The sequence below is a fragment of the Catenuloplanes niger genome (assembly GCF_031458255.1).
In the GTDB taxonomy this organism is placed as follows: domain Bacteria; phylum Actinomycetota; class Actinomycetes; order Mycobacteriales; family Micromonosporaceae; genus Catenuloplanes; species Catenuloplanes niger.
Genome location: NZ_JAVDYC010000001.1, coordinates 5,913,850 through 5,937,292, shown reverse-complemented (window position 1 = coordinate 5,937,292; position 23,443 = coordinate 5,913,850). Strand labels below are relative to the sequence as shown.

Sequence of the window (23,443 nt, the reverse complement as noted above, 5' to 3'; positions counted from 1 at the left end):
GCCCAGCGGGCCAGCCCCGCGCAACGCGGCCCCGGCGAGCCGGCCCTGATCGCGTCGACTCAGGCGAGCGGGGTGAGCGCGTGCGGGTCGACCTCGCCGGTCGCGACCAGGACGGCCGGGCCCGCCAGCGTCCAGCCCGCGTCGGTGCGGGTGGCGGTCAGGCGGCCGCCGAGCAGCTCGACCGCGACCGTGCCGGTCTCCAGGCCGGCGCCGTGCAGTGCGACCGCCGCGACCGCCAGCGCGCCGGAGCCGCAGGCCAGCGTCTCGCCGGAGCCGCGCTCGTAGACGCGCATGCGCACGTGCAGGTCGAAGCCGTCGAGCGGCGGCTCCGGCGTCACGAACTCGACGTTGACGCCGGCCGGGAAGAGCGCCGGGTCGAAGCCGGGCGGCCGGGTGAGGTCCAGCGAGTCCAGGCCGACGCCGTCCGGCAGCACGCTGACCAGGTGCGGGTTGCCGACGTCGACCGCGGTGCCGGGGAACGTCAGCGGCACGATCGTGGCCGCACCGGCGGCGCCGAGGCGCGGAGTGGGCATGTCCACCGCGATGGTGTCGCCGTCGATCGCGGCGCGGACCAGCCCGGCGCGGGTGAGGATCGGGAACGACGCGCCCTCGACCAGCCGGGAGGTGGCCAGGTAGCGGGCGAAGACGCGCACGCCGTTGCCGCACATCTCGGCGATCGAGCCGTCCGCGTTCCAGTAGTCCATGAACCACTCCGCGTCGGTCGCGTGGTCCACCGCCTCCGGGTGCTTCGCGGTCCGGACCACCCGGAGCACGCCGTCGCCGCCGATGCCCCGGTGCCGGTCGCAGAGCGCCGCGACCAGCGACGGCGTCAGCGGGAGCTGCCCGTCCGGGTCCTCGAGGATGACGAAGTCGTTGCCGGCGCCGTGGCCCTTGGTGAACTGCACCGGACCATCATTCCGCACCCACCGGGACATCCACCAACCGCAGCGCGGAATCCACGAGATCGGCCGACCCGCCGTCCAGCCAGTGCACGGACGCGTCCCGGCGGAACCAGGAGCGCTGCCGGCGGACGAACCGGCGGGTCGCGGCCGTGGTCCGCTCCCGCGCCACGGCCTCCGTGCAGACGCCGTCGAGCTGGTCGATCGCCTGCTGGTAGCCGAGCGCGCGGCCCGCGGTCCGGCCCTCGCGCAGGCCGTCCGGCAGCAGCGCGGCGACCTCGGCGACCAGGCCCCGCTCCCACATCAGGTCCACCCGGCGGGCGATCCGCGCGTCGAGTTCCGCGGTGTCCCGGTCCACGCCGATCCGCACGCTGTCGTAGTACGGCCGGGGCGAGTCGGGCAGCGAGGCGGTGAACGGCTTCCCGGTCAGCGCGATGACCTCCAGCGCCCGGACTATCCGGCGGCCGTTGCTGGGCAGGATCGCGTCGGCCGCCACCGGGTCGAGCCCACGCAGCCGGTCGTGCAGGGACGCGGGCCCGACCTCGGCCAGCTCCGCCTCCAGCGACGCGCGCAGTTCCGGCGACGTACCCGGAAAGGCGAATTCCTCCAGAACCGCCTGGACGTAGAGGCCGGAGCCGCCGACCAGCAGCGGCACCCGGCCGCGGGCCAGGACGTCGTCGATCGCGGCGCGGGCGAGCGCCTGATACTCGGCGACCGCGGCGGGCTGGGCGACGTCCCAGATGTCCAGCACGTGGTGCGGCACGCCGCGCCGCTCGGCCACGGTGAGCTTGGCCGTGCCGATGTCCATGCCCCGGTAGAGCTGCATGGAGTCGGCGTTTACCACCTCTCCCCCGAGCGCCTCGGCCAGCGCGATGCTGAGATCCGACTTTCCGGTCGCGGTCGGGCCGAGCACGGCCACGACACGACCCTTGCGGGGGAAGACCCTGGATGCGGGGGGTGACGACACGCGACCTACGGTAACTGCACGGGCGTGCGGAACCGCCGCACGGCCGACCTAGAACACCGTATGGTCACGGTCGTCAACAGGCACTCGACGGACACGGGGGCGAACCTGTGACAATGCCGGGAGAAGTTCATAGGCAACCTACTGCGCGGTGGCGGTGACCGGAGGAAAACTGGCTTTCCCTCCGGCGCCGGGAAGAACGAGGATGGGCAGATGAGCGACTGGACCGCCTACGGTCGGGTGGACGCCGACGGCACGGTCTACTGCAAGACCGCCGATGGCGAGCGCGTGGTCGGGTCCTGGCAGGCGGGAACGCCCGAGGAGGGCCTCGCCCACTTCGCGCGCCGCTTTGCGGACAAGGTTACCGAGGTCGACCTCATCGAGGCGCGGCTGAAGTCCGGTGCGGCCGACGCGGCACACTCGCTGGCCAGCGTGAAGCGGCTGCGGGCCGAGCTGGCCGAGGCGCACGTGGTCGGCGACGTCGACGGGCTCGCGGCCCGCCTCGACCGGCTGACCGCGCAGGCCGAGGAGAGCGCGGCCGCGGCCAAGGCCGCGAAGGAGACCGCCCGGACCGAGGCGCAGGCCCGCAAGGTCGCGCTGGTCGAGGAGGCGGAGAAGATCGCCGCCGAGTCGACCGGGTGGAAGGCCGCGGGTGACCGCCTCAAGGAGATCCTCGACGAGTGGAAGACCATTCGCGGGATCGACAAGAAGACCGACGGTGAGCTGTGGAAGCGGTTCGCGGCCGCGCGGGACGGGTTCACCCGCCGCCGTGGCGCGCACTTCGCGACGCTCGACGGCCAGCGCAAGCAGGCCCAGGGCGCGAAGGAGGACCTGGTCAAGGAGGCGGAGGCGCTCTCCTCGTCGGAGGACTGGGCCGACACCGCCGCCCGGCTGAAGGACCTGATGACCCAGTGGAAGGCCGCACCCCGCGCCTCGAAGGAGGCGGAGCAGCGGCTGTGGGACCGGTTCCGGGCCGCGCAGGACGCGTTCTTCTCGCGCCGGAGCGAGGTCTTCTCCGCCCGCGACGCCGAGCTCAAGGGCAACCTGGAGCGCAAGCAGGCGCTGCTGGCCGAGGCCGAGGCGGTCGACGTCGACGCCGACCCGAAGGGCGCGCAGAACAAGCTTCGCGAGATCCAGGGCCAGTGGCACGACATCGGCCGCGTCCCCCGGGAGAACATGGCGAGTCTCGACCGCCGCATGCGCGCGATCGAGGACAAGCTCCGCCAGGCGATGGACTCCGCGTGGCGCCGCACCGAGCCGTCCGCCAACCCGCTGCTCGCCCAGATGCGCGACCAGGTCGCCGAGGCCGAGCAGCGCCTGGAGCGGGCGAAGGCCGCCGGTGACGCCAAGCGCATCCGTGAGGCGGAGAAGGCGCTGGAGAGCAAGCAGCAGTTCCTCAAGCTCGCCGAGCAGGCCGGCTGACAGCCAGATCAACCGCCTTCGGGGGTACGCCGTGCGCGGCGCACCCCCGAAGGCGTTTTCATGGCCCGTCCACGGCCCCGGCGCACCCGATGGCGCCATAAGCCGAAATTTCGCCCCGCTCCCGTCCACCCTGCGCCGCGCCGGCAACGGCCTCCGCGACCATCCGGTCCGGCGACCATCCGGTCCGACGACCAGCCGACCGGCGGCCCGGCGACCAGCGACCCGACGACCGGCGGCCCGGCGACCAAGCCGACCAGCGGCCCGACGACCGGCGGCCCGACGACCGGCGGCCCGACGACCGGCGGCCCGACGACCGGCGGCCCGACGACCGGCGGCCCGACGACCGGCGGCCCGACGACCGGCGGCCCGAGGACTGGACGGCTCCGGAGATTGGGCAGCCCGGCGACTGGACGGTTCCGGCGACCAGGCGGCCGGTGACTGGGCGGCCGGCGACTAGGCCGCCCCGAAGATCGGGCAGTCCCGGAACCGGGCGGCTCCGGAAGCCCGGCGTGCGTGGTCGGCTGAGCGGGGCGAGCCCCGCGTGAGCGGGGCTCGCGCCGGCGTTGTGGTCTTGCGGCCACGGTTCCCGCAGGGAGGAGCGCAGGCGACGACCGGTGCCCGCGGGAGCGTGCGGGACCGGATCGGCCGGAAGCGGGTATATCAGCCGTTAATGGGTTTGGCAGGCGGAGGCCTGGACCGGGAGCGGCGCCGGGACGCCGATCGTCGGGAGGCCGAGGTTGACGCCGGGTGTGCGCGGGGTGCGGCCGGCGGCCCAGGCGTCGCCCGCGCGGGTGGTGCGGTGGCTGATCGGCGCGCCGTCCGCGTTGAGGTGGTGCGGCGCGGCGTAGGTGATCTCGGTGTGCACGATGTCGCCGGGGCGGATCGCGGCGCCGAGGTCGCCGGTGTTGAAGTGGACCAGGCGGCCGTCGCGGGCGCGGCCGGACATCCGGCCGGTGCGCTCGTCCTTGCGGCCCTCGCCGACCGCGACCAGCAGCTCGACCTCGCGGCCGACCTGGCGCCGGTTCTCCGCCCAGGTGATCTCCTCGACGACCTCCATCAGGCGGCCGTAGCGCTCCTTGACCACCTCTTTCGGCACCTGGGAGTCCATGGTGGCGGCGGGGGTGCCGGGGCGCTTGGAGTACTGGAACGTGAACGCGCTGGAGAACCGGGCCTCGCGGACCACGTCCAGCGTGGACTGGAAGTCGGCCTCGGTCTCGCCGGGGAAGCCGACGATGATGTCCGTGGTGATCGCGGCGTCCGGCATCGCGGCGCGCACCTTCTCGATGATGCCGAGGTAGCGCTCCTGCCGGTACGAGCGGCGCATCGCCTTGAGCATGCTGTCGGAGCCGGACTGCAGCGGCATGTGCAGCGAGTGGCACACGTTCGGCGTCTCGGCCATCGCGGCGATCACGTCGTCGGTGAAGTCCTTCGGGTGCGGGCTGGTGAACCGGACCCGCTCCAGGCCCTCGATCTCACCGGTCGCGCGCAGCAGCTTGCCGAACGCGTAGCGGTCGCCGAACTCGACGCCGTAGGAGTTGACGTTCTGCCCGAGCAGCGTCACCTCCAGCACGCCCTCCGCGACCAGCGCGCGCACCTCGGAGAGCACGTCGCCGGGGCGGCGGTCCTTCTCCTTGCCGCGCAGCGACGGCACGATGCAGAACGTGCAGGTGTTGTTGCAGCCCACCGAGATCGAGACCCAGCCGGCGTACGTCGACTCGCGGCGGGTCGGCAGCGTGGAGGGGAAGACCTCCAGCGACTCCAGGATCTCCACCTCGGCGTCGGCGTTGTGCCGGGCGCGCTCCAGCAGCGCGGGCAGCGAGCCGATGTTGTGCGTGCCGAACACGACGTCGACCCAGGGCGCCTTCGCCACGATGTCGCCGCGGTCCTTCTGCGCCAGGCAGCCGCCGACCGCGATCTGCATGCCGGGGCGTGAGTCCTTGACCGGGCGGAGGTGGCCGAGGTTTCCGTAGAGGCGGTTGTCCGCGTTCTCCCGGACGGCGCAGGTGTTGAAGACGACCACGTCCGGGTCGCCGTCCTGCGGTGCGCGCACGTAACCGGCCGCCTCGAGCAGGCCGGATATGCGCTCGGAGTCGTGCACGTTCATCTGGCAGCCGTAGGTGCGCACCTCGTAGGTGCGGGCCTCGGACGGCGCGGGAAGGGCTGCGGTAGTCATGGCATGACCAGCGTATCCGGCGAACCCTCCGGCCGGTGAATCCGGCCCGCCCTCGCCGTGTGCGGAGGGTGGCTACGATCGGTGCCGCTTCCGCGGAGATGCGGTCAAGTGTTGCCTCTCCGTGACCAACAAGGCTGCTTCCTGACACAAGGGCACCCTTAAGGTTTTGCCCACAGGTCAGAAGCGATCAGAGGTACGAGGGGGACGGTGACAAGCGTGGCAGAGGGCGAGCCGCTCATCGTGCTGGACCGGGTGAACAAGCACTTCGGGCCCTTGCACGTGTTGCGAGACGTCAGCCTCTCGATCGACCGGGGCGAGGTGGTCGTGGTGATCGGCCCGTCGGGCTCCGGCAAGTCGACGCTGTGCCGCTCGATCAACCGGCTGGAGCCGATCAGCGGTGGCACCATCACGTTCGACGGGCAGCCGCTCCCGGCGGAGGGGCGGGCGCTGGCCCGGCTCCGCAGCGACGTGGGCATGGTGTTCCAGTCGTTCAACCTCTTCGCACACAAGACGATCCTGGAGAACGTGACCCTCGGGCCGATCAAGGTCCGCAAGGAGAAGCCGGCGGAGGCGAAGGAGCGCGCGATGGCGCTGCTCGACCGCGTCGGCATCGCGAACCAGGCGGACAAGTACCCGGCGATGCTCTCCGGCGGTCAGCAGCAGCGGGCCGCGATCGCCCGGGCGCTGGCCATGCGCCCGAAGGCGATGCTCTTCGACGAGCCGACCAGCGCGCTGGACCCGGAGATGGTCGGCGAGGTGCTGGACGTGATGACGTCGCTCGCCAAGGAGGGCATGACCATGGTCGTGGTCACCCACGAGATGGGTTTCGCCCGGCACGCGGCGAACCGGGTCGTGTTCATGGCGGACGGCCAGCTGGTCGAGCAGGCCGCGCCGACCGAGTTCTTCGCGAACCCGACGAGCGACCGCGCCAAGGACTTCCTCTCGAAGATCCTGACCCACTGAGAATCGTTCACCGTACGTCCACTGCGGAGGCGCCGTCACCCGGCACGTCCGCAACCACAAAGGAGAATCAGATGCGTGTTTCGCGGATGGCGGCGGTCGCCACGGCCGCGGTCATGGCCCTGTCCGTCGCCGCCTGCGGTGGCGGGGACGACGCCGGCAGCGGCGGCGGGGGCTCCGGCGACGGCGTGATCGGCAAGGCTGCGGCCGGCAAGCTGATCATCGGCGTCAAGTCCGACCAGCCGGGCCTGGGCCTGCAGACGGGCACCACGTACGAGGGCTTCGACATCGAGATCGGCAAGATCGTCGCGAAGGGCCTCGGCCTGGACCCGGCGAAGGTCGAGTGGAAGACGACGGTCTCCGCGAACCGTGAGCCGTTCATCGAGCAGGGCCAGGTCGACCTCGTGATCGCCACCTACACGATCAACGACGACCGGAAGAAGAAGGTCGCGTTCGCCGGGCCGTACTACGTGGCCGGCCAGGACCTGCTGGTCACGACCGACTCCACGATCACCGGGCCGGCGGCCCTGGACGGCAAGAAGGTCTGCTCGGTCGCGGGCTCCACGCCGGCCAAGCGGATCAAGGAGGAGTACCCGAAGGTCGCGCTGCAGGAGTTCGACTCGTACTCCAAGTGCGTGACGGCGCTCGGCGGTGGCCAGGTGGACGCGGTCACCACGGACGACATCATCCTCGCCGGCTACGCGGCGCAGGCGGAGTACGCGGGCAAGTTCAAGGTCGTCGGCGAGCCGTTCAGCGAGGAGCCGTACGGCATCGGCCTGAAGAAGACCGACACCGCGGGCTGCACCAAGATCAACGAGATCCTCAAGGCCGCGGTGGACGACGGCACCTACAAGGCCGCGTGGGACGCGACGCTCGGCAAGGGTGGCACGCCCGCGCCGACCTTCGACGCCTCCAAGATGTCCAACTGCCCTGCCTGACAATCCGCACACCATCCGCGGGGCCGGCCCTCTTCCTGGCCGGCCCCGCGTCGTACCCCGGCTAGGAAGCGAGTCATGGATCTTCTGAGCGATCCCGACAATCTGGACCTCTATCTCACCGGTTTCAGCTGGATCCTGCGTCTTACCGGCGCCGGTGCGCTCGGCGCACTCGTGCTCGGCGTGATCCTGGCCGGTTTCAGGGTCTCCCCCATCCCGGTGCTGCGCGGCTTCGGTGCCGCCTGGGTCAACATCTTCCGCAACACCCCGCTGACCCTGATCATCTTCTTCTGTTACTTCGGTCTGTTCTCCACGCTGGGCCTGTCGCTCGCCGAGGAGATCGACCTCAACAACTTCTGGCTGGGCGTGGTCGGCCTCTCCGTCTACACGGCCGCGTTCGTCTGCGAGGCGATCCGCTCCGGCATCAACACGGTGCCGGCCGGCCAGGCCGAGGCGGCCCGCGCGATCGGACTGTCGTTCTTCCAGGTGCTGCGCATGATCGTGCTGCCGCAGGCCGGCCGCGCCGTGATCGCGCCGCTGGGCAGCATCTTCATCGCGCTCGCGAAGAACTCCACGATCGTCGGCACGATCGGCCTCGCCGAGTCGTCGAACGCGATGAAGACGCTGATCAACGACTACGGCAGCCAGACCATCCTGATCTTCCTGATCTTCGCCGGTACGTTCGCGGCGGTCCTGATCCCTACCGGCTACCTCTTCGGCTGGCTGGCGAACCGACTGGCGGTGAAGCGCTGACATGAGTACCGACGCGGTCCTCTACGACCACCCGGGCCCCCGCGCCAAGATCCGCAACCTGGTCCTCACGGTCGTCTTCGGCGCCGGGCTGCTGGCCCTGCTGTACTGGATCTACCTCAAGTTCGACGAGAAGAACCAGTGGGCGGCCGAGCTCTGGAAGCCGTTCCTCGAGGCGAACACCTGGGTCAACTTCATCATCCCGGGCCTGCAGCAGACGCTCAGTGCCGCACTGGTCGCGATGGTGCTGTCGCTGACGTTCGGTCTCATCTTCGCGGTCGGGCGGCTCTCCGACCACTGGTGGATCCGGCTGCCGGCCGGCGCGGTCGTCGAGTTCTTCCGGGCCGTACCGCTGCTGATGATGATCTTCTTCCTGTTCTTCGGCCTGCCGTACATCAACGGCGGTGTCCCGGTCCCGGCGTTCTGGGCCGTGGTCATCGGCCTCACGCTCTACAACGGCTCCGTGCTCGCGGAGGCGTTCCGGGCCGGCGTCCGCTCGGTGCCGGCCGGCCAGGGCGAGGCCGCGTACGGCATCGGCATGCGCAAGAACCAGGTCATGCGGTACATCCTGATCCCGCAGGCCGCCCGCGCGATGCTCCCGGTGATCGTCAGCCAGCTCGTCGTCCTGGTGAAGGACACCGCGCTCGGTTACATCGTGGCGTTCCCCGAACTAATGCAGCGTGGCGTCAACGACCTCGGCGCCAACCGCGCCAACATCGTCGCCGCCGCCCTCGTGGCCGCCGCCATCTACATCTTCATCAACTTCCTCCTCACCTCGCTCGCGGGCTTCATCGAGCGCCGCACCCGCCGCCGCGGCATCCGGGTCCCGCGTAACGCGGTCAACCCGGTGCACACGGCCGCACAGAACGTCGCGATGCCGGCCGGCATGGGCGGCGGAGGCGGCGCCACCGGCGCATAGCACCGAGCACCGACGGCCGGTACACCGTCGACGATTCACCGGCAAAGGGCGCCCCTCGGGGCGCCCTTTCTGCTTACCGCCGGGCCGGCGACCGCGGGAATGGCCAGGCCTACTGACTGACGTCCGAGCCGGCCGGTGCCCACGATCCGCCGACCGCGTCGGCTGCGGTGGGGCACCGCGTCGGCTACGGTGAAGCACCGCGAGAATCGCCGGAGTGACCACCCACCCGACCGGCAGTAAGGCCGCGTGCGGCGACCAGTGCCTGCGCCCGCCATCCGCCGACTGCGCCACCCGGCCAGGCCGGGCGCGGACATCGACCCCACCCGGCTGGCAACGAGGCCGCGTGCGGCGACCAGTCCCTGCGCCCGCCATCCGCCGGCCGCGCCACCGGCCAGGGCCGGCGCGGACATCGCGGGGGTGACCACCCACCCGGCTGACAGGGAGGCCGCCCGCGGCCGACCGGTGCCCGCGGGAGCATGCGGGACCGGACCCGCCGGAAGCGGGAATATCGATTTTGTCAGCGGGCGATCTCGGTGACCCGGGACTCGCGGACGACCGTGACGCGGATCTGACCGGGGTAGGTCAGCTCCTCCTCGATCTGCTTGGCCACGTCGCGGGCCAGGACCGCGGCCGCGATGTCGTCGATGTCCTCGGGACGGACCATGACCCGGATCTCCCGGCCGGCCTGCATGGCGAAGACCTTGTCGACGCCGCCCTTGCCGCCCGCGATCTCCTCGATCCGCTCCAGGCGCTTGACGTACGCCTCCAGGCTCTCCCGGCGGGCGCCCGGCCGGCCGCCGGAGCACGCGTCCGAGGCCTGGGTCAACACCGCCTCGATGGTCTGCGGCGCGACCTCGTTGTGGTGCGCCTCGATCGCGTGCACCACGTCCTCGGACTCGCCGTACTTGCGCGCCAGGTCCGCGCCGATCAGCGCGTGACTGCCCTCGACCTCGTGGGTGAGCGCCTTGCCGATGTCGTGCAGGAACGCGCACCGCTTGATCGTCGGCACGTCCAGCCTCAGTTCCGCGGCCATCACGCCGGCGATGTGCGCGGTCTCGACCAGGTGCTTGAGCACGTTCTGCCCGTAGCTGGTCCGGTACCGCAGGCGCCCCAGGTAGGTGACCAGCTCCGGGTGGATGTCCGTGATGCCGACCTCGACCAGCGCGTCCTCGGCCGCCCGCAGGCAGAGGCGTTCGACCTCGTCCTTCGCGGTCTCGAACACCTCCTCGATCCGGTGCGGGTGGATCCGGCCGTCCAGCACCAGCTTGTCCAGCGTGAGCCGGCCGATCTCCCGGCGGACCGGGTCGAAGCAGGAGAGCAGCACGGCCTCGGGGGTGTCGTCGATGATCAGGTTGACGCCGGTGACCGACTCGAACGCGCGGATGTTGCGGCCCTCGCGGCCGATGATCCGGCCCTTCATCTCGTCGCTCGGCAGGTGCAGCACGCTGACCACGCTCTCCGCGGTCTGCTCGCTGGCCACCCGCTGGATCGCGTCGACGACCAGGTGCCGGGCGCGGTCCTCGGCGGTGTTGCGGGCGTCGTTCTCGATGTCCCGGATCAGGATCGCGGCCTCGCGCTTGGCCTGGGCCTCGATCGACTCGACGACCTCGGTCTTGGCCGCGTCCGCGGTGAGGCCGGCGACGCGCTCCAGCTCGCGCTGGCGCACCTCCTCGGCGGCCGCGACCGCGGCCTCCCGCTCGGCGAGCGAGTTCTCCCGGGCGGTGAGATCGCTCTCCCGGTCGGCGAGCCGGCGCTCGCGCTCGATCAGCCGGTCCAGTTCCTCGGTGTGCTGCCGCTCCCGCTCGTCGATCCGGGCGGCGCGGCGCTCGACCTCGGCGGCCTGCTCCTTGACGGTCGCGTTGAGCAGCGCGACCTCGCGCTCACCGCTGCGCCGGGCCGCGGCGCGGACCTGCTCCGCGTCGGCCTCGGCCTGGCGGTGCGCGCGGTCCAGGATCGTGTCCGCCTCCGCGTGCGCGGCGTCCAGCACGCGGCGTGCCTCGGCGCGGGCCGAGCTGGCCTCGGCGCGGGCGGCCGCGGCATCCGTACGCGCGGCGGCGGTCTCGTTCTTCGCCTCCTCGACCGCGGAGGTGGCCTCGGCGGCGGCGGTCTGCAGCTTGGCGAGCGAGCGTTCCTGCTTGTCCTTCTGGGCGAGGAACGCGGGGTCGTCCTCGGCGGGACGCGCGGGGGTGACCGGTTGCAGGCGGCGCAGGACGCGGACACCGTACGCGACAACGCCTCCCACCAGCACGCACAGTAAGAGAACGGCGCTGAGCAGCGCCACGTCCAGCGCGGTCATCGCCAGGCCAGCTTCCCGGGCCCGTCGGCGCCCTCTCCGGCGTGCGTTTCGATCGTCACCGCCGCCTCCCCTCACCGTTCGCCCGCATGGACGCTCTGCAGCGGCTCATGCGCCGTCTTGCGGCTCACGGACTTGCCCGACCGGGGCGGCTGGCCGTGGGTACGACCCACCGTGCGCATCCCTTTCGGGCACGCTCCGGCAGGCCGAGGTATGTCAGGCCACCGTCGGCGCGGCCGGGCCGGCGGTGGAAGGCGTCAAGACAGGACCGCAGCCCTGAAATGATGCCGTGTTGTTACGCGATCTATGTTGTGCGCTTAGCCTGCGATGGTCGGGCAATCCTCTTTGTACGCGAGGCTAGGTCGCAGAGGGCCGTTCGGTCAAGAAGACCTCATCCGGAAGCAGGTGGGACACACGGCACACGTGTGCTCACGCCCAGCTCATACTACCCAGGGGTTAGCGGCGTCACGCATGGGGGGTTTCCGCCGATCATGGACAAATCGGCCGACCTGAATCGGCCGGGCAACGGCGGCTCCCCGCACGCGAGTTGATCGCGCCACGCCACCGGCGGCGCGGGCCTCGTCGACGCCGCGAAGGCACGGCAGGCGATGAGGTGCCCGGGGCGGTCGGCCCGGCCAACGCAACCAGGGCGGGCTGGTGCGGTAAGCAGGCCCGGCGCGGTCAGCGCAACCAGGGCGGGCTGGTGCGGTAAGCAGGCCCGGCGTGGTCAGCGCAACCAGGGCGGGCTGGTGCGGTAAGCAGGCCCGGCGCGGTCAGCGCCACCAGCGCGCCCAACGCGGTTCAGCGCAACCGGCACCGCCCGTCGCGACCAGTGCCGCAAGCCCAACAACCAGCGCGTTCATCGCGGTTTCAGCCGACCAGCGACGCCCGGCGTGGTCAGCGCGCGCAACCAGCGCACACCAGCGCGGCCCGGCGTGGCCGGCGCCACCCGGCGTGGCCGGCGCCACCCGGCGTGGCCGGCGTGGCCGGCGTGGCCGGCGCGGCCGGCGCGGTTCAGCACAGTCAGCGCCACCCGGCGTGGCCGGCGCGGTTCAGCACAGTCAGCGCCACCCGGCGCGGTCGGCGCGGTCGGCGCGGTCGGCGCGGCAAGGCCGCAGGACGGTAGGCGCGGACAGACGGGGCAGGCAGGAAGCCGGGGCGTTGCGCTGGCCCATCCGTCCGGTTCACCGACCCGACTGATCCCGTCAGCGCAGCCCAGACACAGTGCCAGCGTGGCGGACATGAGGTCGCCTGCGGTGGCGAAGCTTGTTCGGGCAGCGTGGCCGCGCAAGGCGCCGGCGCAGTCGACATAGACAGCAACAGAGCTATCGGCTGCGTAGTGCAGCTGTGACGCACGAGGCCGCGGTATGAGCGCTGCGGCACCGGGAATGCCGCTGTCGCGTCGGTGGCGCCGGGTGGTGGTGGGCTGCCGGCTCAGATCGGGTCCGAGTCGCCCCTGGCCGCGTCCGCGAGTGCGTCCGGGTCGATCTGGTCGACCAGTTCGGCGTAGCCGTCGTCGAGTTCCTCGGCCTCGGCAGCCTGGGCCTCCATCGCGGCCTTGACCGCGCGGATCGCCAGACCGGCCGGGTAGCCCTTGCGGGCCAGCATGCCGACGACGCGGCGGAATACCGCGTCCGGCTCGCCGCGGGCGGTGCGCACCTTGCGCTCGGCCAGCGCGAACGCCGTCGCCTCCTCCGTCTCCGGGTCGAGCTCGTCGAGCGCGGCACCGGCCGTCTCCGAGTCGACGCCGCGACGGCGCAACTCGTCGGCGAGGGCGCGTTTGGCCAGTCCACGGCCTCGGTGCCGGGTGGTGACCCACTCCCGGGCGAAGGCCGCGTCGTTGATCATGCCGACCTCGTCGTAGCGGGCGAGGACCGACTCGATCACCTCCGCGGAGATCTCCCGCTTGGTGAGGGCGGCGGCGAGCTCCGCACGGGTGCGCGGCCGGGTGGCCAGCTGGCGCAGGCAGATCTCCCGAGCGACCTCGGCCTCGTCGCGCGGCTTCGGTGCCGGTTTCTCCGCCGGGACGTCGGACAGGAACTCCTCCGCGGACCCGAACCCGGCCGCCGCCGCACCCCGGCGCTGCCGGCGCCCGCCACGACCGAAGCCACCGGAACCCGAATCGCCGGAGCCCGAGCCACCAAACCCCGAGCCACCAAGCCCCGAGCGCCCGACATCAGAGCCGCCGGAACCCGAACCACCGCGACCAGAGCCGCCGGAACCGAAGCCACCGGAACCGGAGCGCCCGAACCCATCGGAACCCGACCCGCCGGAACCCGAACGCCCGAACCCATCGGAACCCGACCCGCCGGAACCCGAGCCATCAGAACCACCAGTGCCGGAACCGCCGGAACCCGCGCGGCCAAAACCACCGCCGCCGGAACCCGTCCGGCCAAAACCACCGCCGCCGGAAGCGGAGCGGCCGAAGCCGTCGGCGGTATCGGTGCCGCCGACGTCGGGTGCGGCCGGCTCGGCATCGGCGGAGAGGTCCGGCGACGCCGAGTCGTCGGCGGAGCTGTCCGAGCCGAACACCTGGTACTCAGGTTCGGCGGAACGGGTGGACGATCGGCGCGCCCGGGGCGGTGCGGCATCCCAGCCCCGCCCCGAACGCGCTCCGCGTCGGCCTGCCATCGCGTCGGCTCGCTATCAGAAGTCGACCGGCGGCAGCTCCGGGCCGCCCGCGGCGTCGCCGCTGGTCTGGCCCACGCCGAGCTTCTCCAGGATCTTCTTCTCGATCTCGGCGGCGACGTCCGGGTTCTCCTTGAGGAACTCGCGCGCCTTCTCCTTGCCCTGGCCGAGCTGGTCGCCGTCGTACGTGTACCACGCACCGGACTTGCGAATGATGCTCTGCTCCACGCCGACGTCGATCAGCGAGCCCTCGCGGGAGATGCCCTTGCCGTACATGATGTCGAACTCGGCCTGCTTGAACGGCGCCGCGACCTTGTTCTTCACGACCTTGACGCGGGTGCGGTTACCCACCACGTCGGTGCCGTCCTTCAGGCTCTCGATGCGGCGCACGTCGAGCCGGACCGAGGCGTAGAACTTCAGCGCGCGGCCACCGGTCGTGGTCTCCGGCGATCCGAACATGACGCCGATCTTCTCGCGGAGCTGGTTGATGAAGATCGCCGTGGTGTTCGAGTTGTTCAGAATACCGGTGATCTTGCGGAGCGCCTGGCTCATCAGGCGGGCCTGCAGACCCACGTGGCTGTCGCCCATCTCGCCCTCGATCTCGGCGCGGGGCACCAGGGCCGCCACGGAGTCGATGACGATGATGTCGAGCGCGCCGGAGCGGACCAGCATGTCGACGATCTCGAGCGCCTGCTCACCCGTGTCGGGCTGGGAGACCAGCAGCGCGTCGGTGTCGACGCCGAGCGCCTTCGCGTACTCCGGGTCGAGCGCGTGCTCCGCGTCGATGAACGCGGCGATGCCGCCGGCCCGCTGCGTGTTGGCCACCGCGTGCAGTGCCACCGTGGTCTTACCGGAGGACTCCGGACCGTAGACCTCGACGACCCGGCCGCGCGGCAGACCGCCCACGCCGAGTGCCACGTCGAGCGCGATGGAACCGGTCGGGATGACCGCCATCTGCGTGACCGGCTTCTCGCCCAGCCGCATCACGGAACCCTTGCCGAACTGCTTGTCGATCTGCGCCAGAGCAAGCTCGAGCGCCTTCTCGCGGTCAGGACCTGCCGCCATTGACCCCACCCCTACATTCGCCGACTTCGCGGGCGTCTTCGAAGAACCTTTCGTCACGCGCAACACGCTAGGCGCTGGGTATGACAAAAACAGCCTCCGGGGGCCGCCGATGCCGAACCCTTACCCGGGAACGCACGATAGCCGAACACATGTACGAGATCCACACGACACGCCCGAACGGGTGTTCTATTCAGCGCAGCTTCGCGGGCACCCGATCGGGATAAGCAGCACAAACGGCCCGCCAGACCACGACGGTGGCCACGCCCGAGTCGAGCGCCTCCCGCACGGTCCGGCCACCCAGCGTGGTCAGCACCTGATCACTCGCGAGGCTCGGCGCGTAGCCCGCGCCGAAAACCTCGTCCATCCGCTGCCAGAAATCTGTCAGCCGCACTCACGTCTCCTTGGATGAAGCAGCGTTCCTGGCCCGCAACGCTAGCGCCAGCACCGGCAGCGCGGCCATCGCGGCCAGCACCGTCAGCGTGCCATATCCGGCCAGCGCCACGACCGCGCCGCTGAGTGCGCCCGCGCCCGCGCCGGCAACGCCCATGACCAGGTCGGACAGGCCCTGGACCGCGGGCCGGCCGGTCGCCGGGACGGACTCGGAGAGCAGCGTCGAGCCACCCACCATCGTGCCCGACCAGCCCAGTCCGAGCAGCGCCAGGCCGAGCGTCAGCCGCGGGGTGTCGTGCCCGGCCGTACCGGCGACCGCGCATGCCGTGATGAGCAACACCAGCCCACCGATGATCACGGGCCGGCGGCCGTACCGGTCGGCGAGCCAGCCGGTGACCGGGGACAGGCCGTACATGCCGGCGATGTGCACGCTGAGCACGATGCCGACGATGCGCAGCAGGTCCGCGTCGGCGTGCCCCTCGCCCAGGTGGACCGGTGTCATCGACATCACGGCGACCATCACCAGGTGACCGGTGGCGACGGCCGCGACCGCCAGCCGGGCGTCGGGGAGCCGGGCCATCACGCGCGCGCCGGCCCGCACACCGGCGGGCCGGCGGGGATCGGGAGCCGCGGAGCCGTCGAGGGTGCGGGCGAGCAGCAGCGGATCCGGTCGGAGAAGACCGGTCAACAGCAGCGCCGCCAGCGCGAACGCCACGCCGCTGACCACGAACGCACCGCTCAGCGTGGGCAGGTGCAGCCCGGTCACGGCCCGGTCCGCGAGGGCGGCCAGGTTCGGCGCGGCCACCGACCCGATCGTGGCCGACCACACCACCAGCGACAGGTCCCGTCCGCGGCGCGCGGGCGCGGCGAGGTCCACCGCCACGTACCGCGCCTGCAGGTTCGCCGCCGTGCCGCCGCCGAACAGGAACATGCCCAGGAACAGCAGCGGTACGGAGTCCGCCACGGCCGCGAGCACGACGAGCACCGCGCCGAGCGCGCCCACCAGGTACGCCAGCGCCATGCCCGGCCGCCGCCCGCGCGCCTGCACGAGCCGGGTGACCGGGATCGCGAGCAGCGCGCCGCCGATCACCGCGCCGCTGCCGGGCAGGCCGGACAGGCCCACGCCGGCCATGCGCGCGGAGAGCAGCGCGCCGACCGTGATGCCGATCGCCACCCCGATCCCGCCGATTATCTGCGTGGCGACCAGGAGCGCGAGCGTGCGCCGCTGCACCCCGCCGACGGACACAGTCACGCTCATCGCCTCACGAGATCATGTCAGCGCGCCCGCCGCCACCCTCAGGTCCGCGACCAGGCCGTTGTACGCCGCCTCCCGGTCGTCGGCCCGCAGCACGGCCGACGGGTGGATGGTGGCCAGCGCCGTCGCCTCGTGGTCGCTCGGGAAGTCCTCCGGGTGCTGCGCGGACGCCGGCCACGGCAGCAGTTGGCCGCGCGACCGGGTGACCCGGAACGACGGGCCGAGCACCGCCTTGGCCGCGGTCGCGCCCAGGAGCACCACCAGCGACGGCCGGAGCTGCGCGAACTCGCTGACCAGCCACGGGTGGCAGGCGGTGATGTGCTGCTGGTCCGGCGTCTTGTGGATGCGCCGCGCACCGCGCCGCTCGAACCGGAAGTGCTTCACCGAGTTCGTGATGTAGAGGTCGGAGACCGGCAGGCCGGCGTCGTCGACCGCGCGCCGGAGCAGGTGGCCGGCCGGGCCGACGAACGGCAGGCCCTTCTGGTCCTCGACGTCACCGGGCTGCTCGCCCACGAAGATCACCTTGGCGTGTTCGTCACCGCGGCCGAAGACCACCTGGGTGGCCGGTTCCCACAGCTCACAGCCCCGGCAGCCGGGGGCGGCGGCGCGCAGCTCCGCGATGCTCGACGCGGACGCGGGAACGAAAGGGGCAGCCGTCTGCATACCGGAGTGTCTACCCCACCGGTACGACAGATTTCGTCACGCGGTCAGCGCCATCGACGAGCGGGCCGGCACCGGGTCGAGCGCGGCCGCCGCGGCCACCGCGTCCGCCAGCGGCTGGATGTCGTCCTCGGCCAGCGGGCTGATCGTGATCCGGATCGCGGGCGGCGACGCGAGCCGGAACAGCGAGCCGGGCGCCACCACGTACCCCGCGTCCCGCAGTGCCGCCACCGCGCGCGTCTCGTCCGGCACGCTGACCCACACGTTGAGCCCGGTGCGCCCGCGCGCGTCCAGCCCGTGCGCCTTGAGCGCGGCGCGCAGCGCGAGACGGCGGGTGACGTAGCTGTCCCGCGCCCGGATCACCCCGTTGATCACCTCGTCGTCCCGCCACAGATAGAGCACCACGTGCTGGAGCAGCGTGGACACCCACCCGGCGCCGACCCGCATGCGGCCGGCCACGCGCGCGATCGTGGCCTCGTCGCCGGCCACCACGGCGAGGCGCAGGTCCGGCCCGTACGGCTTGGAGACCGACCGGACGAACGCCCACGATCCGGTCGCACCGGCCAGTGCGTGCAGCGTCACCGGTGCCAGCTCGGCCGCGTGATCGTCCTCGATCAGCAGCACGGACGGGAACTCGGCCAGCACCGATCGCAGCTCGGCCGCGCGGTAGGAGCTGACCGCGGCACCGGTCGGGTTCTGCGCGCGGGTCGTGACGATGGCCGCACCGGCGCCGGACGCGAGCGCGGCACGCAGGCCGTCCGCCGTCGGGCCCTCGTCGTCGACCGGCATCGGCACCGCGGTCAGGCCGAGCGCCGCGATCAGGTCGAGCGCGTTGGCCCAGCCGGGGTCCTCGACCGCGACCTTGTCGCCGGGCCGCAGGTGCGCGGCGAGCAGCCGCTCCATCGCGTCGAGCGCGCCGCTGGTGACGGTGATCTCCGCGTCGTCGACCGGGATGCCGTCGCCGGCGAACCGGACCCGGGCCAGCTCGACCAGCTCGGGGAGCGCGCCCGCGTCCGTGTAGTTGGTCGGCGAGAACTCCGCGGCCGCGAGCCGGGCCAGGCGCGGGCCGAGCGCGGGCATCAACGCGAGGTCCGGCTCGCCGGTGGAGAGGTCGAGCGCGCCGGGCGGCGTGGGCAGCCGCAGCGCGGACCGGCCGGACGTGGCGATCGGCGGCCGCTCGCGCACCCGGGTGCCGTTGCGCCCCGCGGTCTCGATCAGGCCGCGCTGCCGCAGCGTCTGGTAGGCCTTGGCCACGGTCGCCGGGCTGCAGCTCAGCGCCTTGGCGAGCGAGCGGACGGGCGGCAGCGCGGCGCCCGGCCCGAGGTCGCCGGAGCGCACGCCGGCCTCCACGCTGCCGGAAATCTCGGCCGCCGTGGACCCGGTGATCTGATAATGTTCTGCCACAGTTTTCCTACTGTACTAGTACAAAGGAGGTCTGCCAACATGGGGGACGACTTCTCACCCACTCATCGCACCACGGCGCTGCGCGACAAGGGGCGGATTCGCTACGACCGGGAGCTGGCGTACCAGATCTTCGACGAGTCCTTCGAGGCGCACATGGCGTTCGTCGTCGACGGCGAACCGCGCGTGCTTCCCCAGCTGGCCGTCCGCGTCGACGACACGCTCTACCTGCACGGCTCCACCGGCAGCCGCCCGATGCTGGCCGCCCGCGGCACCGGCCTGGCCGTCTGTGTCGAGGTCACGGTGCTGGACGCGCTGGTGCTGGCGCGCTCGCAGTTCAACCACAGCGCGAACTACCGGTCGGTGATCGCGCACGGCACCGCCGTCCTGGTCACCGACGTGGCGGAGAAGGAACGCGCGCTCACCGCGCTGGTCGAGAAGGTGGCCGCGGGCCGGGCCGCGGACAGCCGGCCCGGCACGAAGAAGGAGCTGAGCCAGACCACCGTGCTGGCCCTGCCGCTGACCGAGGTGTCCGCCAAGATCCGCGCGCACGGCGTCGGCGAGGAGGAGCCGGGCGACGAGACGTTGCCGCACTGGGCCGGCGTGCTGCCGCTGCACCGGGTCCGGGGCCTGCCGGAGCCGGACGAGGCGCTGACCGTACCGGTGCCGGACTACCTGCGCCCGGCACGCGGCGCGTGGGAGACGCCGGTGACGCTGCGCGGCGAGCACGTGGTTCTGGAGCCGCTGGACCTGGTGCACGCGGCCGACCTCCTGGAGGCGTGCGGCGACCCGGAGATCTGGGAGCACCTGCCGGTCCGCGCGCCGCGCACGCTCGACGAGATGCGCGCCTACCTGCGCAACCGGCTGGCCGCGACGCCGACCGTGCCGTGGTTGCAGCGTGACGCGCGGACCGGCGCGGTCATCGGCACCACGTCGTACTACGACATCGAGGAACGGCACCGCACGGTGGCGATCGGGCACACGTACTTCGCGAAGAGCCACTGGCGCACCGGCGCGAACACCGAGTCGAAACTGCTGCTGCTCACCCGCGCGTTCGAGGAACTGGGCGCGGTCCGGGTGGCGTGGGAGACCGACAACCTGAACGTACGGTCACAACGCGCGATCGAGCGCCTCGGCGCGACCCGGGAGGGCGTGCTGCGCCGGCACAAACAGCGCGCGGACGGCACCTGGCGGGACACCGTGATCTACTCGATGACCGACGAGGAGTGGCCGAGCGCACGTGCCGCACTGCGGGACCGGCTTCGGGCGCACCGCCCGGAGGGCGCATGATGCACGACGTGCTGGGAGTGACCGACCTCTGGACCTACGTGCTCGGCACGGTGGCGATCGTCCTGCTGCCGGGACCGAACTCGCTGTTCGTGCTCTCCGTCGCGGCCCGTCGCGGCATCGCCACCGGCTATCGGGCCGCGTGCGGCGTCTTCCTCGGCGACGCCGTGCTCATGCTGCTGTCCGCCGCCGGCGTCGCCTCGCTGCTCCGCGCCCATCCCCCGCTGTTCCTGGTGATCAAGTACGCGGGCGCCGCCTACCTCTGCTGGGTCGGCGTGTCCATGCTGCGCGCCGCGTGGCGCCGCCGCCGTTCACCGGAGACGGCCGCCGAGGCGCCGGCCTCGCAGCCGCCGGCCGCCCAGCCGCCGGCCGCCCAGCCGCCGGTGTCGCAGCCGTTCCGCAAGGCGCTGCTGATCAGCCTGATGAACCCGAAGGCGATCCTGTTCTTCGTCTCGTTCTTCATCCAGTTCGTCGACCCCGGCTACGCCTACCCGGAGCTGTCGTTCCTGCTGCTCGGCGCAATCGTGCAGATCTGCAGCGCGCTCTACCTGACCGCGCTGATCCTCTCCGGCAGCTACCTCGCCGCCCAGTTCCGCCGCCGCCACGTGCTGGCCCGCGCCGGCACCACCGCGATCGGCGCGCTCTTCGTCACCTTCGGCGCCAAACTCGCCACCGCAACCCTGTAGAAGCAGACATTCCCGCTTCCGGCGGGGGCACTTCCCGAGTGCTCCCGCGGGCACCGGTCGTCGCTGGCGCTCCTCCCTGCACGTCCCGCACCACTCACCACGAAACCCGGTCACCCCGGCACCCGGTCACCAGGAAAGCCGTTGGCGGGCCACCCGTCGACGACCGGGCCGGCGAGCGGTGCGGGGTCGTGGTGACCGGGTGCGGAACGTGCAGGGAGGCCGCCCGCGGCCGACCGGTACCCGCGGGAGCATGCCCGGCGCGACCACGCCGGAAGCGGGAATATCCGCTTCTGTGTCCTCGGGGTGCGCGGCCGGGAACGACTCGGGGCGCGAGGAGAACCCCGCGCCCCGAGACGATGGCCGGTCAGCCCTCTTCGCCCTCGCCGCCCTCGAACATGTCCTCCATCGCCTCGCCGAGGATCATGCCGCCGAGGAGACCACCGGCCGCGCCCGCGACCACGCCGCCCATGCCGCCGCCGTGACCGCGACGGTAGTGGCCGTGGTAGCCGCCGCCGTGGCCCGGAGCGCCGTGGCCGTAACCGGGTGCGCCGTGGCCGTAGCCGCCGGGGGCCGGGTAGCCGGGCGGCGGGTAACCGCCCGGGGCGCCGTAACCGGGAGCGCCGTAACCGGGAGCGCCGTGGCCGGGGGCGCCGTAACCGCCGTGGCCGCCGCGCAGGGACGAGTAGCTGCCGGCGGCCTGCTGCATCCAGCCGTCGACGACCTGCACCCAGTCGGTGCTGTCGGCCTGCGCGTGCGAGACCTGGTAGCGACCGAACGTGTCGCGGCCCTCGGTGAAGAAGCCGCCGCGCTTGTCGAACTCGAGCACGATGTCCATGCCCTGCGGGTTCGTCACGAAGGTCAGCTCGACCTCGTTGATCGTGCCCTGGTACTGCGCGGGCGGGTAGAACTCGATCTCCTGGTAGAACGGCAGCTGCTGGTTGACGCCGGTGATCCGGCCGCGCTCCAGGTCCGCGGTCTTGAAGTGGAAGCCGAGCCGCAGGAACGCGTCCAGGATCTTCTCCTGGATCGGCAGCGGGTGCACGTAGATCGGGTCGAGATCGCCCTTGTCCACGGCACGCGCGACCGACAGCTCGGTGCGCAGGCCCATGGTCATCCCGCGCAGCCGCTGGCCGTAGACGTCGGTGACCGGCGTCTCCCACGGGATCGGGAAGCGGACCGGCAGCTGGCGCTGCTCGTTCGCCTCCAGGCGGAACGCGCCGGCCACGACCACGCGGTGGAACTCCATGACCGAGTCCCACTCGGTGTCGTGGCCCTCGACCTCGACGCGGGTGACCAGGCCGAGCGCGACGTGCTCGATGTCCACCGCGGTGGTACCGCCGACGATGTTGACCTGGCCGTCGAGCATGAGCCCGGGACGGGTGTTCGGGTTCGCGAGCACGGTGTCGACGGACGGGCCGCCGACGCCGAGGGCGCTGAGCATCTTCTTGAAGACCATGAGCCTCGACCTCCTTATACGAAAAGTCCGTTATATCCGTACGAATCTGGGCGTTACCTGTGTGGCGGCTCAGCGCAGGCGGCGGCCGCGCGGCACGGCGTCGGTCTCGTCGTCGAACTCGCCGATGACCTCCTCCAGGAGATCCTCCAGCGCGACGAAACCGACCGTCGAACCCGCGTCCGACACCAGCGCCAACTGCGCCCGCTCGGCCCGCATCCGGCCCACGGCCTGCATCAGCGTCTCGTCCGCGCGCAGCGTGAACGGCGGCGACATCAGGTCGGCCGCGGTCGCGCCGTCCTTCGCGCCGGCGGTGGCGCGCACCGCGTCCCGCACGTGCACCATGCCGAGCACGCCGGGCTCGGCCGGGTCGATCACCGCGAGACGGGACCGGCCGGTCGCGTGCGAGACCTCCTCGATCCGGAACGCCGTGTCACCCGGCGCCACGCTCACCATCCGCGTGGCCGGCGTGGCGATCTCCGCCACCGTGGTCCGCTGCAACGCGAGCATGCTGGTCAGCAGCGCGTGCTGATCCAACGGGAGCGTGCCGTGCTGCCGCGACTGCTCCAGCAGCATGCGCAGCTCCTCCGGATCGTGCACCTGCGCGAGCTCGTTCTGCGGCTCGATCCTGAACAGCCGCAGGATCGCGTTCGCGGCACTGTTCAGCGCGGTCAGCAGCGGGCGCACCGCGCGGGCGAACCCGCGGAACGGCAGCGCCAGCAGCCGGGCCGAATCCTCCGGGTGACTGATCGCCCAGGACTTCGGCATCATCTCGCCCAGCACCAGGTGCAGGAACGTGACCAGCAGCAGCGCGAACAGGAACGCGATCACGTGACTCGGCGCGTCCGGCAGTCCGATCCGGTGCAGCAACGGGCTGACCAGGTGCTCGATCGCCGGCTCGGCGAGCGCGCCCAGACCCAGCGAACACAGCGTGATGCCGAGCTGCGCACCGGCCAGCATGACGGTCAGCTCACGGCTGCCGGCCAGCGCGGCGCGGTCGGCGGCGGTGCCACCGGCCGCGGCATGCTCCAGCCGGTACCGCTTGCTGGCGATCAGCGCGAACTCCGCGGCCACGAAGAACGCGTTACCGGCCAGCAGCAGCAGAGCGACGGCTATCGCCCACCCCGTACTCACGACGCCACCGCCCGCTCCACGCGGCGCCGAGCCGACGATTCACTCGCAAGCTCACGGGTGCCGGACTCAGTCGGCAAGCTGCGGTAACGCGACAGGCGGCGCCGAGCCGACGATTCACTCGCAAGCTCATGGGTGCCGGACTCCACCGGCAAGCTGCGGTGACGCGACA

The 23,443-nt window shown here is 72.0% G+C and carries 19 protein-coding genes; 7 read left to right on the top strand and 12 right to left on the bottom strand.

What is annotated here, in order from left to right; all coding sequences use genetic code 11:
* Window positions 1–59 precede the first annotated feature (59 nt).
* A complete protein-coding gene (dapF, locus tag J2S44_RS26415; RefSeq protein ID WP_310419335.1) occupies window positions 60–905 on the bottom strand; it encodes a diaminopimelate epimerase in 846 nt (281 codons plus the stop codon).
* Window positions 906–912: 7 nt separating this feature from the next.
* On the bottom strand, window positions 913–1,866 hold the full coding sequence (gene miaA / locus J2S44_RS26410; protein WP_310419332.1) for a tRNA (adenosine(37)-N6)-dimethylallyltransferase MiaA: 954 nt from the start codon (window positions 1,864–1,866) through the stop codon (window positions 913–915).
* A 210-nt stretch (window positions 1,867–2,076) separates the two neighbouring features.
* Here miaA and J2S44_RS26405 point away from each other — a divergent pair, with 210 nt between their 5' ends.
* The gene (locus J2S44_RS26405) at window positions 2,077–3,285 is read left to right on the top strand and encodes a DUF349 domain-containing protein (protein ID WP_310419329.1); all 1,209 of its coding nucleotides are present in this window, start codon (window positions 2,077–2,079) and stop codon (window positions 3,283–3,285) included.
* A 667-nt stretch (window positions 3,286–3,952) separates the two neighbouring features.
* Here the strand turns inward: J2S44_RS26405 and miaB are convergent.
* A complete protein-coding gene (gene miaB / locus J2S44_RS26400) occupies window positions 3,953–5,458 on the bottom strand; it encodes a tRNA (N6-isopentenyl adenosine(37)-C2)-methylthiotransferase MiaB (RefSeq protein WP_310419327.1) in 1,506 nt (501 codons plus the stop codon).
* Window positions 5,459–5,674: 216 nt separating this feature from the next.
* Here miaB and J2S44_RS26395 point away from each other — a divergent pair, with 216 nt between their 5' ends.
* The 4 genes from J2S44_RS26395 to J2S44_RS26380 all read left to right on the top strand — a co-directional run bounded on the left by J2S44_RS26395 (window position 5,675) and on the right by J2S44_RS26380 (window position 9,022).
* Window positions 5,675–6,421 (top strand): amino acid ABC transporter ATP-binding protein, encoded by a 747-nt coding sequence (locus J2S44_RS26395; protein WP_310419324.1) that lies wholly within the window; start codon window positions 5,675–5,677, stop codon window positions 6,419–6,421.
* A gap of 71 nt (window positions 6,422–6,492) precedes the next feature.
* Entirely contained in the window at window positions 6,493–7,356 is an 864-nt protein-coding gene (locus tag J2S44_RS26390) for a glutamate ABC transporter substrate-binding protein (RefSeq protein ID WP_310419320.1), read from the top strand.
* Window positions 7,357–7,431: 75 nt separating this feature from the next.
* Entirely contained in the window at window positions 7,432–8,106 is a 675-nt protein-coding gene (locus J2S44_RS26385; RefSeq protein WP_310419317.1) for an amino acid ABC transporter permease, read from the top strand.
* Between the two features lies 1 nt (window position 8,107).
* Window positions 8,108–9,022 (top strand): amino acid ABC transporter permease, encoded by a 915-nt coding sequence (locus J2S44_RS26380; protein ID WP_310419314.1) that lies wholly within the window; start codon window positions 8,108–8,110, stop codon window positions 9,020–9,022.
* A 517-nt stretch (window positions 9,023–9,539) separates the two neighbouring features.
* On the opposite strand, the gene rny is transcribed toward J2S44_RS26380, so the two are convergent.
* The 7 genes from rny to J2S44_RS26345 form a co-directional block, all read right to left on the bottom strand.
* Window positions 9,540–11,318: a ribonuclease Y gene (gene rny, locus J2S44_RS26375; RefSeq protein WP_310419311.1), complete on the bottom strand. Its 1,779-nt coding sequence runs from the start codon at window positions 11,316–11,318 to the stop codon at window positions 9,540–9,542.
* A gap of 1,431 nt (window positions 11,319–12,749) precedes the next feature.
* The gene (locus J2S44_RS26370; RefSeq protein ID WP_310429933.1) at window positions 12,750–13,352 is read right to left on the bottom strand and encodes a regulatory protein RecX; all 603 of its coding nucleotides are present in this window, start codon (window positions 13,350–13,352) and stop codon (window positions 12,750–12,752) included.
* Window positions 13,353–13,961: 609 nt separating this feature from the next.
* The gene (gene recA / locus J2S44_RS26365) at window positions 13,962–15,008 is read right to left on the bottom strand and encodes a recombinase RecA (RefSeq protein WP_310419308.1); all 1,047 of its coding nucleotides are present in this window, start codon (window positions 15,006–15,008) and stop codon (window positions 13,962–13,964) included.
* A 190-nt stretch (window positions 15,009–15,198) separates the two neighbouring features.
* Window positions 15,199–15,399 carry a DUF3046 domain-containing protein gene (locus J2S44_RS26360; RefSeq protein ID WP_307244267.1) on the bottom strand — a complete coding sequence of 67 codons (201 nt, stop codon included), beginning with the start codon at window positions 15,397–15,399 and terminating at the stop codon, window positions 15,199–15,201.
* Window positions 15,400–16,656 (bottom strand): MFS transporter, encoded by a 1,257-nt coding sequence (locus J2S44_RS26355; RefSeq protein WP_310419304.1) that lies wholly within the window; start codon window positions 16,654–16,656, stop codon window positions 15,400–15,402.
* Window positions 16,657–16,668: 12 nt separating this feature from the next.
* Complete coding sequence (locus tag J2S44_RS26350) at window positions 16,669–17,316, bottom strand: UdgX family uracil-DNA binding protein (protein ID WP_310419301.1); 648 nt, start codon at window positions 17,314–17,316, stop codon at window positions 16,669–16,671.
* A gap of 36 nt (window positions 17,317–17,352) precedes the next feature.
* The gene (locus tag J2S44_RS26345) at window positions 17,353–18,717 is read right to left on the bottom strand and encodes an aminotransferase class I/II-fold pyridoxal phosphate-dependent enzyme (protein ID WP_310419298.1); all 1,365 of its coding nucleotides are present in this window, start codon (window positions 18,715–18,717) and stop codon (window positions 17,353–17,355) included.
* A gap of 39 nt (window positions 18,718–18,756) precedes the next feature.
* Here J2S44_RS26345 and J2S44_RS26340 point away from each other — a divergent pair, with 39 nt between their 5' ends.
* Both J2S44_RS26340 and leuE read left to right on the top strand, forming a co-directional pair.
* Window positions 18,757–20,004 (top strand): bifunctional pyridoxamine 5'-phosphate oxidase family protein/GNAT family N-acetyltransferase, encoded by a 1,248-nt coding sequence (locus tag J2S44_RS26340; protein ID WP_310419296.1) that lies wholly within the window; start codon window positions 18,757–18,759, stop codon window positions 20,002–20,004.
* Complete coding sequence (gene leuE / locus J2S44_RS26335; protein WP_310419293.1) at window positions 20,001–20,687, top strand: leucine efflux protein LeuE; 687 nt, start codon at window positions 20,001–20,003, stop codon at window positions 20,685–20,687. Before J2S44_RS26340 ends, leuE begins: the two co-directional genes overlap by 4 nt.
* A gap of 364 nt (window positions 20,688–21,051) precedes the next feature.
* Here leuE and J2S44_RS26330 read toward each other — a convergent pair whose 3' ends face one another.
* Window positions 21,052–22,143, bottom strand: coding sequence for a sporulation protein (locus tag J2S44_RS26330; RefSeq protein ID WP_310419291.1), 1,092 nt, complete (start codon window positions 22,141–22,143; stop codon window positions 21,052–21,054).
* 69 nt (window positions 22,144–22,212) lie between these two features.
* Window positions 22,213–23,274, bottom strand: coding sequence for a hemolysin family protein (locus J2S44_RS26325; RefSeq protein WP_310419288.1), 1,062 nt, complete (start codon window positions 23,272–23,274; stop codon window positions 22,213–22,215).
* Window positions 23,275–23,443 lie beyond the last annotated feature (169 nt).

Coding starts and splice junctions, on each gene's coding strand:
- J2S44_RS26405 (WP_310419329.1), top strand. CDS start 2,077: ATGAGCGACTGGACCGCCTACGGTCGGGTGGACGCCGACGGCACGGTC.
- miaB (WP_310419327.1), bottom strand. CDS start 5,458: ATGACTACCGCAGCCCTTCCCGCGCCGTCCGAGGCCCGCACCTACGAG.
- J2S44_RS26390 (WP_310419320.1), top strand. CDS start 6,493: ATGCGTGTTTCGCGGATGGCGGCGGTCGCCACGGCCGCGGTCATGGCC.
- J2S44_RS26385 (WP_310419317.1), top strand. CDS start 7,432: ATGGATCTTCTGAGCGATCCCGACAATCTGGACCTCTATCTCACCGGT.
- J2S44_RS26380 (WP_310419314.1), top strand. CDS start 8,108: ATGAGTACCGACGCGGTCCTCTACGACCACCCGGGCCCCCGCGCCAAG.
- rny (WP_310419311.1), bottom strand. CDS start 11,318: ATGACCGCGCTGGACGTGGCGCTGCTCAGCGCCGTTCTCTTACTGTGC.
- recA (WP_310419308.1), bottom strand. CDS start 15,008: ATGGCGGCAGGTCCTGACCGCGAGAAGGCGCTCGAGCTTGCTCTGGCG.
- J2S44_RS26355 (WP_310419304.1), bottom strand. CDS start 16,656: ATGAGCGTGACTGTGTCCGTCGGCGGGGTGCAGCGGCGCACGCTCGCG.
- J2S44_RS26350 (WP_310419301.1), bottom strand. CDS start 17,316: ATGCAGACGGCTGCCCCTTTCGTTCCCGCGTCCGCGTCGAGCATCGCG.
- J2S44_RS26340 (WP_310419296.1), top strand. CDS start 18,757: ATGGGGGACGACTTCTCACCCACTCATCGCACCACGGCGCTGCGCGAC.
- leuE (WP_310419293.1), top strand. CDS start 20,001: ATGATGCACGACGTGCTGGGAGTGACCGACCTCTGGACCTACGTGCTC.
- J2S44_RS26330 (WP_310419291.1), bottom strand. CDS start 22,143: ATGGTCTTCAAGAAGATGCTCAGCGCCCTCGGCGTCGGCGGCCCGTCC.